13 protein-coding genes are annotated in these 11,301 nt (G+C 71.5%); 7 read left to right on the top strand and 6 right to left on the bottom strand.

Annotation, left to right across the window (positions count from 1 at the left end):
• Positions 1 to 448: 448 nt before the first annotated feature.
• Entirely contained in the window at positions 449 to 1,987 is a 1,539-nt protein-coding gene (locus AB0K37_RS19190; RefSeq protein ID WP_363982579.1) for an amino acid adenylation domain-containing protein, read from the bottom strand.
• Between the two features lie 237 nt (positions 1,988 to 2,224).
• Here AB0K37_RS19190 and sbnA point away from each other — a divergent pair, with 237 nt between their 5' ends.
• Together sbnA and sbnB are read left to right on the top strand one after the other, a co-directional pair.
• On the top strand, positions 2,225 to 3,190 hold the full coding sequence (sbnA, locus tag AB0K37_RS19185) for a 2,3-diaminopropionate biosynthesis protein SbnA (RefSeq protein WP_363982576.1): 966 nt from the start codon (positions 2,225 to 2,227) through the stop codon (positions 3,188 to 3,190).
• Between the two features lie 28 nt (positions 3,191 to 3,218).
• The gene (gene sbnB / locus AB0K37_RS19180) at positions 3,219 to 4,244 is read left to right on the top strand and encodes a 2,3-diaminopropionate biosynthesis protein SbnB (protein ID WP_363982573.1); all 1,026 of its coding nucleotides are present in this window, start codon (positions 3,219 to 3,221) and stop codon (positions 4,242 to 4,244) included.
• A 41-nt stretch (positions 4,245 to 4,285) separates the two neighbouring features.
• Here sbnB and AB0K37_RS19175 read toward each other — a convergent pair whose 3' ends face one another.
• Positions 4,286 to 5,176: an NAD(P)H-binding protein gene (locus AB0K37_RS19175; RefSeq protein WP_363982571.1), complete on the bottom strand. Its 891-nt coding sequence runs from the start codon at positions 5,174 to 5,176 to the stop codon at positions 4,286 to 4,288.
• Positions 5,177 to 5,247: 71 nt separating this feature from the next.
• Here AB0K37_RS19175 and AB0K37_RS19170 point away from each other — a divergent pair, with 71 nt between their 5' ends.
• Positions 5,248 to 5,910 carry a TetR/AcrR family transcriptional regulator gene (locus AB0K37_RS19170; protein ID WP_363982568.1) on the top strand — a complete coding sequence of 221 codons (663 nt, stop codon included), beginning with the start codon at positions 5,248 to 5,250 and terminating at the stop codon, positions 5,908 to 5,910.
• Positions 5,911 to 5,962: 52 nt separating this feature from the next.
• On the opposite strand, the gene AB0K37_RS19165 is transcribed toward AB0K37_RS19170, so the two are convergent.
• Positions 5,963 to 7,204, bottom strand: coding sequence for an MFS transporter (locus AB0K37_RS19165; RefSeq protein WP_363982565.1), 1,242 nt, complete (start codon positions 7,202 to 7,204; stop codon positions 5,963 to 5,965).
• A gap of 171 nt (positions 7,205 to 7,375) precedes the next feature.
• Here AB0K37_RS19165 and AB0K37_RS19160 point away from each other — a divergent pair, with 171 nt between their 5' ends.
• Positions 7,376 to 7,843: a MarR family transcriptional regulator gene (locus AB0K37_RS19160; protein WP_363982562.1), complete on the top strand. Its 468-nt coding sequence runs from the start codon at positions 7,376 to 7,378 to the stop codon at positions 7,841 to 7,843.
• A 60-nt stretch (positions 7,844 to 7,903) separates the two neighbouring features.
• On the opposite strand, the gene AB0K37_RS19155 is transcribed toward AB0K37_RS19160, so the two are convergent.
• Positions 7,904 to 8,239: an SAM-dependent methyltransferase gene (locus AB0K37_RS19155; protein WP_363982559.1), complete on the bottom strand. Its 336-nt coding sequence runs from the start codon at positions 8,237 to 8,239 to the stop codon at positions 7,904 to 7,906.
• 73 nt (positions 8,240 to 8,312) lie between these two features.
• On the bottom strand, positions 8,313 to 8,903 hold the full coding sequence (locus tag AB0K37_RS19150) for a Uma2 family endonuclease (RefSeq protein WP_363982556.1): 591 nt from the start codon (positions 8,901 to 8,903) through the stop codon (positions 8,313 to 8,315).
• Positions 8,904 to 9,049: 146 nt separating this feature from the next.
• On the opposite strand from AB0K37_RS19150, the gene AB0K37_RS19145 reads away from it, so the two are divergent.
• Complete coding sequence (locus AB0K37_RS19145) at positions 9,050 to 9,292, top strand: hypothetical protein (RefSeq protein ID WP_179836019.1); 243 nt, start codon at positions 9,050 to 9,052, stop codon at positions 9,290 to 9,292.
• Positions 9,293 to 9,384: 92 nt separating this feature from the next.
• Complete coding sequence (locus AB0K37_RS19140; protein ID WP_363982552.1) at positions 9,385 to 10,482, top strand: acyl-CoA dehydrogenase family protein; 1,098 nt, start codon at positions 9,385 to 9,387, stop codon at positions 10,480 to 10,482.
• Here the strand turns inward: AB0K37_RS19140 and AB0K37_RS19135 are convergent.
• Complete coding sequence (locus AB0K37_RS19135; RefSeq protein ID WP_363982549.1) at positions 10,457 to 10,867, bottom strand: DUF2000 domain-containing protein; 411 nt, start codon at positions 10,865 to 10,867, stop codon at positions 10,457 to 10,459. The two genes, AB0K37_RS19140 and AB0K37_RS19135, sit on opposite strands and share 26 nt — an antisense overlap.
• A gap of 63 nt (positions 10,868 to 10,930) precedes the next feature.
• On the opposite strand from AB0K37_RS19135, the gene AB0K37_RS19130 reads away from it, so the two are divergent.
• A partial coding sequence (locus tag AB0K37_RS19130) for an AraC family ligand binding domain-containing protein (RefSeq protein WP_363982546.1) occupies positions 10,931 to 11,301 on the top strand: 371 nt, incomplete at its 3' end.

The raw sequence follows: 11,301 nt of genomic DNA, 5'->3' as shown, positions 1-11,301 counted from the left end.
TTCCCGGTCGCAGGGGGTTTGCTTCACGCCCGGTTTCGGGTCCGGCAGGACGCCGGCGGGCAGAAATCCAAAGAGAATGACCACAGAAATGATCGGGTTTCCCCGTCCCCTTTCACCCCGAGTTCCCTCCGGGGACGCACATCGCCCGCACGATCCCGGAGTCAACGCCCTGTGTTCCGGCCAATACGGAGCGCCGCCGCTTTCCGCCCTCGCCCGTCTTCCGCCCTCGTCCCACGATCTACTCAGGAGTAGCGGGGTCACAGTCAACCAGCCGGTCACATGCCTCGCAATCCCCTCAAAAGCAGAAGTTGCCTCGCCCCATTGCTAACAGGAGTGACAAAATCATCGGCCGCCGGGTCCGTTCCGGACGGGCCGGACGCTCGCGGGGTGACAAAGGTTGACAACCGAATCCGGCCAGCCCGGTCACGCTCGGTGAACGGCGGGCCCGCTACCTGCCCGGGTACTCGTGCACCACCACCGCGGCGGCCCGCACCCCCGGGTGGCGCTGCAGTACCGCCTCGATCTCGCCCAGCTCCATCCGCACCCCGGCGATCTTGACCTGGCGGTCGACGCGCCCCAGGTACTGCAGGGTGGGGCGGTCCTCGCCGCCCGCGCCGGGCGGCAGCAGCCGCACCGCGTCGCCCGTCCGGTAGAGGCGCCCGGTCGGGGACGCGCCGAAGGGGTCCCGGTGGAACGCCTCACGGGTGCGCTCGGCGTCGCCGAGATAGCCGCGGCCGACCACCACGCCGCCGACGAACAGCTCCCCGGTCTCGCCGACGTCGCACGCCGACCAGGTGCCGTCATCCTCCGGCCGCAGCACGTACAGGCGCGCGTTGATGATCGGCGTGCCGATCGGCAGGCGGAGAAGGCCCAGGTCACCGGCCGTCACGGTGTGGTGGGTGACGTCGTCGGAGCACTCGGTCGGGCCGTAGGCGTTCAGCAGCCGGGCGTGCGGCACCGCCTCCAGCCACCGGCGGGACAGCTCGGCCGGCAGCTCCTCGCCGGTGGCGATCATCCAGCGCAGGCCCGCCAGCGGGCGGACCCCGCCGCCCCCCGCCGGGGAGGCGTCCGGCGCCAGGTCGTCCAGCAGGTGCCTGACCATGGTCGGGACGAGCTCGACGACCGTGATGCCCTGCGCGTCCACCGCTCGGGCGAACGCGACCGGGTCGTGGCCCACCTCGTCGCCGACCACGTCCACCCGGCCGCCCAGCAGCAGCGGGCAGAGCATCTGCCAGATCGAGATGTCGAACCCCAGCGGGGCGGTGAACGCGACCACGTCGTCGCCGGTCAGCTCCAGGTCGACGATCTTCGCCCAGAGGTGGTTGAGCATGCCCTGGTGCTCGACGACCGCGCCCTTGGGGCGGCCCGTCGAACCCGAGGTGAACAGCACGTACCGGGGCTGGTCGGGCGCGCTGAGGCGCGGCTCCCCCGTCCACGGGGCCAGGCCGTCCGCCCGGGAGGCGCCGACGACCCGGCACCCCGCCTCCGCCGCCCCCTCCAGCAGCGCCGGCGCCACCCGGTCCCCCGGGTCGACCGTGATCAGCACCGCCGCGCCCGCCTGGTCGAGGACGTCGCGGACGCGGGCGGCGGGCCAGGTCTCGTCGGCCGGGACGTACAGGGCGCCGACCAGCTCGATCGCGAGGAACGCGGCGATGACGCCCGCGCAGCGGCCGCCGCCCACGCCGACGACCTCGCCGGGGCGGACGCCCTCGTCCTCCAGCAGCGCGGCGAGCCGGCGCGCCTCGGCGACCAGCCCGGCGTAGGAGAGCGTCCGGTGCTCGTCGGCGACGGCGGGGCGGTCGCGCTCGGCGGCGATCCGCTCCACCCGCGCGATGACCGGGGCGGACAGGTCGCCGTCCCACTCGCGGGTCATCCCGAGCCGCGCGGCCAGCTCGCGGGCGCGCTCCGCCTGCGCCGCGGGCACGTCCAGGGCGGGCAGCCCGGCCAGGGGGAGCAGCCGGTCCACGGCGGGTCCGCGAGCACTCATCTTTACTCTCCGTGTTGTAGAACATCTCCGCTGTAACAGCAGAACAAAGCGGCCGCCATAGCCTAAGTCCGGCCCGGCAGAAGCACCACGCATTCTGCCCTACCGGTGGGTAATCAGGGGGTTGCGGCGGCAAGATGCCCGAAGGTACCGTGATGCCTCGCCATGGCTCTGGCGTGAAGCCCGCGGCGAACTTCGGGGGAAGACGAGGGAATTGCTTCTTCATTTCAGGATGGCAGCGTGCCGATAATAACCTCGCCGCAGGAATTCAACGTCGACGACCTTTACGTCGATCTTCGGCATGTCATCGAACGTCCGCTCTACCTCAAATGCGAGGGTTTCAATTTCGCCGGTTCGGTGAAGCTGAAGGCGGCCGCGGCGATGGTCGAGGCGGCCGAGCGCGAGGGCGCGCTCACCCCCGATTCGATCATCGTGGAGTCGTCGTCGGGCAACCTCGGGATCGCGCTCAGCCTGATCGCCGCGAGCCGTGGCCTGCGGTTCGTGTGCGTCACCGACCCGCGCTGCAACCCGGCCTCGATGCGGGTCATGCGGGCCCTCGGCGCGGAGGTGCGCGTGGTGTCCGACCGGGACGCCAACGGCGGCTACCTCGGCGGGCGCATCGACTACGTCCGGAACCTGTGCGCGTCCGGCGGCGGGTACGTGTGGCTGAACCAGTACGCCAACCGCAACAACTGGCTGGCGCACTACCGCGGGACCGCCCCGGCGATCGACCGCGAGTTCCCCGACCTGGAGGTCCTGTTCGTCGGCGCCGGGACGACCGGCACGCTGATGGGGTGCGCCCGCTACTTCCGCGAGCACCGCCGGCCCGTCACCGTCGTGGCGGTGGACGCGGTCGGCTCGGTCACCTTCGGCGGCATCCCCGAGCGCCGGATGGTGCCGGGACTCGGCACCAGCAGCAGGCCGGACCTGGTGGACGAGTCGTTCATCGACGACGTCGTGCACGTCCCCGAGACCGACACGATCCGGACCGTCCACGCGCTGGCCTCGCGGGGGTTCCTGTTCGGCGGCTCCACCGGCACCGTCGTGTCGGGCGCCTCCCGCTGGCTGGAGGCCAAGTACCCCGGCGAGGACCCCGTGGCCGTGGCCATCGCCCCCGACCTCGGCGAACGCTACCTCGATTCCATCTACGAGGAGAACTGGCTGCGCGAACACTTCGGCGACCCCGCCGCTATCCTCGGCGACTGATCATCTACAGGAATACGGAGTTCCCCACATGACGCAGGCCCCAACGTTCGCCGTGGTCTCCGGCGCCCAGGTCCACGAGGCCGTCGCCGGGCGCGAGGCGGAGGTCACCCGGATGGTCGAGGCGGCCTACCGGCTGCACGGCGAGGGCCTGACGGTCAACCCGGACTCCTACTTCCTGCGCTTCCCCGACCGCCCGTCCGACCGGATCATCGCCCTGCCCGCCTCGGTCAAGGGCGATGTCGGCGTGCACGGCATCAAGTGGATCTCCAGCTTCCCCGGCAACGTCGCGAGCGGCATCCCGCGCGCGTCGGCCGTGCTGGTCCTCAACGACGCCGAGACGGGCTACCCGTTCGCGTGCCTGGAGAGCTCCATCATCTCCGCCGCCCGCACCGCCGCGTCCGCCGCGCTGGCCGCCGCGGCCCTCGCCGACCGCCGCGGCCCGCGCCCCCGCCGGGTCGGCTTCGTCGGCGTCGGCCTCATCGCCCGCTACATCCACACCTATCTGGCCGGCAACGGTTTCGCCTTCGACGAGCTGGGCGTCCACGACCTGTCGCGCGAGCACGCCGAGGGGTTCCGGGGCTACCTGGAGCGCACCGAGAAGGGCGAGATCACGATCCACGACTCGGCCGAGTCGCTGATCCGCTCCTCCGACCTGGTCGTGTTCGCGACCGTCGCGGGCGAGCCGCACGTCACCGACCCAGGCTGGTTCGCGCACAACCCCCTCGTCCTGCACGTGTCGCTGCGCGACCTCTCCCCCGAGATCATCCTGTCGTCGTACAACGTCGTGGACGACGTCGAGCACTGCATGAAGGCGAACACGTCCCCGCACCTGGCCGAGCAGCGGGTCGGCCACCGCGACTTCGTCGCGGGGACCCTGTACGACGTCCTCACTGGCGCGACCACCCCGCCCGCCGACAAGCCGGTGGTGTTCTCACCGTTCGGCCTCGGCGTCCTGGACTTGGCCGTGGCGAAGTACGTCTACGACCAGGTCGTGTCGTCGGGCGAGCTGAACACCGTCCCCGGCTTCTTCCACGAGATGAAGCGCTACGGCTGACGCCCGGTCGTGGCGAGCGGGGCCTGCCGGCCCGGGGCCCTTCAGGCGTGCACCGCGGGCTTGAGGACTTCCTCGCACCACTGCCGGAAGGTGGTCGGGGTGTCGATCGCGTGCCGGGGCGTGCGGAGGATCGCGTCGTCCAGGCCGTCCTCCTTGGCCGCCAGCATGTCCAGCATGCTCCGCACCATGGCGCCGGACATGCCCCGGGCGGTGAGCCGGTCCGCGAGGGCCTGTGCGGAGATCTGCCTGTACTGGACGGAGGTCCCGAGAACCTCGCTGACGACGGCGGCCATATCGTTGTAGGACAGGTTCTCGGGGCCCAGCAAGGGGACCTCTTCCCGGCCGGTCCACGAGGTGTCGAGCAGCAGGCGGGCGCCGACGGCCGCGATGTCCCGCGTGGCGACGACGCGCAGCTCGCGGTCGGGCGAGACCACGTCGAAGAACAGGCCCCGCTCCTTGATCGTCCCGACCTGCCGAAGGACGTTGTCCATGAAACCGGCCGCGGCCAGCGCGCGGAAGGCGACCCCGGTGCCGGCGATCAGGTCGTCCATGGCCAGAGACGCGGTCACGTGCCCGGCCCTGCCCGCCTGGGGGGTCCCGCGGCCGAGGGCGCTGACGTCCACGACGCGCTTGACCCCGAGGCCGCGCATCGCCTCCGCCGCCGGCCTCGTGAAGCCCAGGAACGACTCCTTCGCGTCGGCGGCGCGGGGATCGGAGGGCAGCAGCCAGAACACGGCGTCGGCACCCTCGAAGGCCCGGGCGACGACCCGCGCGTCGCCGTGCGACCCTTGGACGACCTCGACACGTTCCCGCACGTCGGCGGGCAGCTTGGCCGGATCGCGCGCGATGACGCGGACCGGCTCGCCGGCCGCGAGCACGTGGTCGACGACCTGGTGCCCGATGTTCCCGGTGGGAGTGGTAATGACGATCACGGCTTCCCTCCAACGCCCCGCCATGGATAAGTAAACTCAACCGTACCGTTTATTTTTGAGGACGCAATCCGATGAGTGCAGCAGGCGCATCCCCGCCGAGGGGCCGGCAGCGACGCGGCGAGGAGCTGCGGCGCCACATCCTGCTGGTGGCCAAGGACGTGTTCCTGGAGACCGGCTACGAACGGGCGTCGATGGACACCGTCGCGACGCGCGCCGGAACGTCGAAGCGGTCGCTGTACGCGCATTTCGAGAGCAAGGACAAGCTGTTCCTCGCCGTCATGGACTGGGTCCGCGAGCTGTATCTCGGGAGGCTGAAGACCCCGGACGCGTACGCCGAAGACCCCGCCGAGGCGGTGGCTCTGTTCTGCGGGCGCTTCCTCCAGCTGATGGTCTGGGAACCCCAGGTGCGGACCTGCCGGCTCTCCATCGCCGAAGCCGAGCGCCTGCCCGGCAGCTCCAGCGCCTACTTCGACGCCATCTTCGCCAGCACCCAGGAGCGCCTCACCGGCTACCTGGCCGAGCACTACGCCCTGGACGCCGCGTCCCTCGCCCAGGACCTGCTCGCCCGGACGGTGCTCCCACGCCTGTTCCGCACGCTTCTCAACATCGAGGACCCGAGCAGGGACGACCCCGGCGAGGAGGCCCTGCCCGAAGCCGTGGATCTTCCCGCGATCCGCCGCCTGGTGTCGGCGGCCCTGCGGGAAGGTCAGGGGACGGCTTCTTCCCCGGGATGAAGCGCTGCGGCTGACGCCCGGCCGCGGCGAGCGGTGTGGCGTGGGTACGGGGTCAGGAGCGGGCAGGTTCCGCCTCGGCGGGAGTGGCGCTGCGGTCGGAGGCCGCGGCGGACCCGAGGGTCGCCGGGGCAGAGGCCGCGGCGGCGCGGGCTCGGCTCAGTTCGAGCCGGTGCGAGATGACGGCCAGCACCAGCGCGGCGGCGGCCAGGACGGCCCCGACGGCGTTGGGCGCCGTGTAGCCGAGGCCCGCGGAGATCACCAGGCCGCCGAGCCAGGCGGACAGGGCGTTGCCAAGGTTGAAGGCGCCGATGTTGGCCGCGGAGGCGAGCGTCGGCGCGCCGTGGGCGTGGTCCAGGACGCGCTTCTGCAGCGGCGGGACGGTCGCGAAACCGAGAAGGCCGATGAGGAAGACGGCCACGACGGACGCGGCCTTGCCGGAGGCCAGGAAGGCGAACAGCAGCAGGACCAGTGCCAGGCCGCCGAGGGCGGTGTAGAGCATCGGCATGAGCCTGCGGTCCGCGAAACGGCCGCCGATGAGGTTCCCGGCCACCATGCCGAGCCCGAAGACCACCAGCAGCCAGGTGACGGAGGACTCCGCGAAGCCGCTGACCTCGGTCATCATCGGCGCGATGTAGGTGATCGCGGCGAACACCCCTCCGAAGCCGAGGACCGTCATGGCCATGGCCAGGACGACCTGGGTGTTCCTGAAGGCGGCCACCTCGTGCCGCAGCCGCACCCCTTCCGGCTTGGGCACGTCCGGCACCAGCTTGGCGACGCCGGCCAGGCCGAGCACGCCGAGGGCGGCGACGATCAGGAAGGTCACGCGCCAGTCGGCGGTCTGGCCCACGAACGTGCCGAGGGGCACGCCGACGACGTTGGCCACGGTCAGGCCGGTGAACATCATGGAGATGGCGCCGGCCTTCTTGTCCGGCGCGACGAGTTCGGCGGCGACGACGGAGCCGATGCCGAAGAAGGCGCCGTGGGCCAGCGACGCCACCACCCGGCCGGCCAGCATGACGGCGAAGACCGGAGCGACGGCGGAGATGAGGTTGCCGACGATGAACAGGCCCATGAGCAGCATGAGCATGTTCTTGCGAGAGATCTTGGTGCCGAGGACGGTCATGACCGGTGCGCCGATCATGACGCCGAGGGCGTAGCCGGTGACCAGGAATCCGGCCGTCGGCACGGACACGCCGAGATCCGCGCCGACCTGGGGCAGCAGCCCCATGATCACGAATTCCGTGGTGCCGATTCCGAAGGCCCCGATGGCCAGGGCCAGCAGTGCGAGCGGCATGGTGAGCGGTCCTCTCGACGTCCTGAGCGAAGTTGCGAAAGCGTTCTACAAGCGCAGACAATAATTGCATACGCGGGCTAATGGCAAACGCGGGTATAGTGAGGTCCGTGACACGGCGGCAGGCGCTCTGCCGGCGCGTCCGCTCGCACGACCCGACCGAGGGAGCTGCCCATGACCGCCACCGACCCGGCGATGACCGCTCTGGCGCACGGCTGGTCGGCGCTGTCGCTGCTGCACGGACGCATCGAGAGCAGAGTCGAACGTGCGCTCCAGGCCGAACACCGGTTGAGCGCACGCGAGTACTCGCTGCTGGACGTGCTGAGCCGCCAGCACGACGGCGAGGGCGGACACCTGCAGATGCGGCAGGTCGCCGACTCGGTCGTCCTCAGCCAGAGCGCCACCACGCGGCTGGTGACCCGGCTGGAGGACCGCGGGCTGCTCTCCCGCTACCTGTGCCCCACCGACCGCCGCGGGATCTACACCGACGTCACCGACGCCGGCCTGCGCCTGCTGGAGGAGGCCCGCCCCACCCACAACGCGGCTCTGCGCGAGGCCCTCGACCAGGCGGCCACCGAGCCCACGCTCGCGCCCCTGGTCCAGGCCGTGCTGCAGCTGCAGGACGGTGTCCAGCCGGCGTGACCTGCCGCAGCAGGCGACAGGTCGCGGAAGCCGCGACCGGCGTCCGCCCGTTGCGGCCCGCTAGGGCTTCCTCGCGACGGCGGCGTACATGTTCGTGGCGGTGTCGGGGAGGACCGGGGCGCCGGGTGCGGGGCGCCAGCGCGGCATCGGGACGACGCCCGGGTCGAGGAGCTCCAGCCCGGTGAAGAGGCGCTCCACCTCGGCGCGGTCCCGCAGGTACATGGGGATGCCGCTGCCGGTGTAGTCATCGGCGAGCAGCCGCGACTCGGGGGCGAGGTCGCCGGTGGGCATGGTGACGGCGACGTGGCTGCCGGGGACGAGCGGAGCGACGAGCGCCTCCACCAGGCCCTGGGCGTCCTCGACGAACTGGAGCATCGCGATCACAGTCAGATCCAAGCCGGACCGGTACCGCCTCCAGGGCGGACGGTGCGGTGACCGCAGCCGGGTGGCCTCGGTCACGCGCCCCGCGTCAGCCGAACTCGGAGGTGTCCAGCTCGATCTCGAACGGCTCCGGCAGCGGCAGCGGCTTGCCGAACGGCACCTGGTCCATGTGCCCGTAGTCCTTGCCGTCCGGCCCGCTGAACAGGACCGCCTTCTCCTCGCCCCGGTCGATCAGCAGGTAGAGCGGGATCCCAGCTCGCGCATACCCGAGCCGCTTGCCGTTCCGGTCGGCCTCCGGCCTGGCGGACGTCACCTCGACCACCATGGCGATGCCGTCGGGCTCGACCTGCATCCACTCAGGGGAACCCCGGAAGAGACGCAGCTCGGCGGGAGCGATGACCATGTCCGGGATCACGCGACTCTCCGAGTGCCCGTCGTCACCCGGGAGGATCAATCCCTTCTGGCCCGCCCAATGGAACCTGCGCGGCGTGTCACGGACGATCTGCAGTGAAAGCTCGGCGATCCGGTCCTCGTGGTCGCCAAGGGGGGGTGGGGTCACGACGATCTCTCCGTCGATCAGCTCGGCTCGGAAGCCCTCCGGGGTGTCGAGGGCGAGGAAACCTTCCAGGACGACGTCCGCGTCATCGTGCGACAGAGGCTCTCGAACCATCACAGTCATGCCCTGCTCCTTTCCTCGCGAGCGAGTCTATGAGCAGAGCGCCACCTTTCGCATACGCATCGTAGTTGCCGAGCTTGGCAGTCCCAGCGTACGGCGCTGCGCCTCGCGCGGGACTTAGAACGAGCGCGAGTGGGCACGGTCTGTCTATGGATGAGCGAGATGTTCCGCGTGGGGACGTGCAGGAGCTGTCGGACTTCGAGCTGGTCGTGTACGAGACGGTGGCGGAGATCGACAAGGAGCGCGGGGCGGCGGACTTCGAGACGATCGGGGCGCTCGTGGACGCGCCCGAGGAGGATCTGTGGGCCGCGCTCGGCCACCTCGTGTCGATCAACCATCTGCACTCGACGAGCAAGGGGTACGTGCTCGGGCCGCACGACTGGGCGCCCTGACCGTCCCGGTGGATGGGAAGGGACCGGAGGCGGGCGGCGGGCGCGCGGCACGATGACCCGGTAGACCTGGGACACGTGTGGGAGGACGCCCGATGAAGCTCGTCGTCACCGAGGAACAGCGGGAGCTGCGGGACGCGCTGCGGCGCTTCTTCGCCGACCGGTCCCCCGCCGCCGAGGTGCGGCGGCTGATGGAGACGGCCGAGGGCCACGACCCGAAGGTGTGGCGGCAGATGGCCGAGCAGCTCGGGCTGCAGGGCCTCGCGATCGCCGAGGAGCACGGCGGCGCCGGGTTCGGCGTGCGGGAACTGGCCGTGGTGTTCGAGGAGATGGGGCGGGCCGTGGTGTGCTCCCCCTTCCTCGCGACGATCACGGCCGCGGCGGCGCTGGGGGCCGGGGAGGGCGGCCACGACCTGCTGCCCGGTCTCGCGGACGGATCGGTGATCGGGACGCTCGCGGTGGCCGAGGACGGCGGGTCCTGGGACCCCGCCTCGGTGCGGACGACGTTCGAGGACGGAGTGCTGCGGGGGACGAAGAACTTCGTCCTGGACGGGCACATCGCCGACCTGGTCCTCGTGGCGGCCAGAGGCGGGGACGGGGTCGGGGTCTACGCCGTCGAGGACGCGGCGGGCCTCGTCCGGCACGCCCTCCCGACGCTCGACCAGACGCGGAGGCTGGCGCGGATCGAGCTGGACGGGGTCGCGGCGCGCGGGGTCGGGGGGCCGGACGCGCTGGCGCGGGCCCTGGACGTCGCGGCCGTGGCGCTGGCCGCCGAGCAGCTCGGCGGGGCGCAGCGGACCCTGGACATGACGGTCGAGTACGCGAAGGTGCGGCACCAGTTCGGGCGGCCGATCGGGTCGTTCCAGGCGGTCAAGCACCGGTGCGCCGACATGTTCGTGCTGGTGGAGTCGGCGCGGTCGGCCGTGCTGAACGCGGCGGCCGCCGCCGACGAGAGCCCGGACGAACTGCCGGCCGCCGCCGCGCTCGCCCAGGCGTACTGCTCGGAGGCCTTCTTCCACACGGCGGGCGAAACGATCCAGTTGCACGGCGGCATCGGGTTCACGTGGGAGCACGACGCGCACCTGTACTTCAAGCGGGCGCAGTCGTCCCGGGAGCTGTTCGGGTCGCCGGACCGGCACCGCGAGCGCCTGGCGGCCCTCGCCGGGCTCACGGGTGCAGCCGCAACCCCTTGAGCACCTTGTCCACGCCGTTCCTCGGGCCGTGGACGGCGAACCCGACGAGGGGCATCTCCTCGGCGGCGACGGCCCGGACGGTCGCGCGGTTCGCCTCGTCATGGCCCGTCTTGAACATGTCCTCGATGTAGACGGCGACGTCCATCCCGCGGGCGAGGGCGCGGGCGTGGGCGGTCGAGATCGCCTCGGCGCCGGCCTCGTAGACCAGGACGGGCTGGCGGAACATCGCCAGGTAGGTGTTGCCGGACGCGTCCTCGTACGGCTCTCCGATGACGCCGGGGACGCCGCCCGCGACGGCGCTCGCGAGGAACGCGGTGACGTTGAGCCGCTGCCAGGCGGCCAGGTCGTCGCGGACCACGATCCCGATCTTGGTGTCGAAACGCATGCGGTCCAGCCTGCCCCGGCCCGGGCGCGCCGTCTTGAACGCTCGTGCGCCAGACTGGGGCGCGTGGACTGGAGCAGGTACTGGCGGTCGCCCGACCGTCCCCTAGAGGCGATGCACGCCCACTTCGAGCGGCACGCCTACCACCGGCACAGCCACGAGACGTACTCGTTCGGCGTCACCGAGGACGGCTACCAGGCGTTCCGGTGCCGGGGCGGGGCCCACACGAGCGCGGCCGGGATGGTCATCGCGTTCAACCCCGACGACCCGCACGACGGCCACGCCGCCGACGAGCTCGGCTTCACCTACCGCATCGTCCACGTCGGCGCCGGGCTGATCTCGGACGTGCTCGCCGACATCGCGGCGCGCCCGGTCGGGCTGCCGCTGTTCGACGCGCCCGTCGTGCCGGACCCCGCGCTCGCCGGGGCCCTGCGCGG

The organism is Actinomadura sp. NPDC049753 (genome assembly GCF_040674655.1).
GTDB lineage: Bacteria > Actinomycetota > Actinomycetes > Streptosporangiales > Streptosporangiaceae > Spirillospora > Spirillospora verrucosospora.
This window is presented reverse-complemented; position numbering and strand designations above follow the sequence as displayed.

What these genes read in the sequence shown, in the direction of transcription:
- sbnB (WP_363982573.1), top strand. Translation starts at nt 3,219, where the DNA reads ATGACGCAGGCCCCAACGTTCGCCGTGGTCTCCGGCGCCCAGGTCCAC.
- AB0K37_RS19190 (WP_363982579.1), bottom strand. Translation starts at nt 1,987, where the DNA reads ATGAGTGCTCGCGGACCCGCCGTGGACCGGCTGCTCCCCCTGGCCGGG.
- AB0K37_RS19140 (WP_363982552.1), top strand. Translation starts at nt 9,385, where the DNA reads ATGAAGCTCGTCGTCACCGAGGAACAGCGGGAGCTGCGGGACGCGCTG.
- AB0K37_RS19150 (WP_363982556.1), bottom strand. Translation starts at nt 8,903, where the DNA reads ATGACTGTGATGGTTCGAGAGCCTCTGTCGCACGATGACGCGGACGTC.
- AB0K37_RS19160 (WP_363982562.1), top strand. Translation starts at nt 7,376, where the DNA reads ATGACCGCCACCGACCCGGCGATGACCGCTCTGGCGCACGGCTGGTCG.
- AB0K37_RS19145 (WP_179836019.1), top strand. Translation starts at nt 9,050, where the DNA reads ATGGATGAGCGAGATGTTCCGCGTGGGGACGTGCAGGAGCTGTCGGAC.
- AB0K37_RS19165 (WP_363982565.1), bottom strand. Translation starts at nt 7,204, where the DNA reads ATGCCGCTCGCACTGCTGGCCCTGGCCATCGGGGCCTTCGGAATCGGC.
- AB0K37_RS19135 (WP_363982549.1), bottom strand. Translation starts at nt 10,867, where the DNA reads ATGCGTTTCGACACCAAGATCGGGATCGTGGTCCGCGACGACCTGGCC.
- AB0K37_RS19170 (WP_363982568.1), top strand. Translation starts at nt 5,248, where the DNA reads ATGAGTGCAGCAGGCGCATCCCCGCCGAGGGGCCGGCAGCGACGCGGC.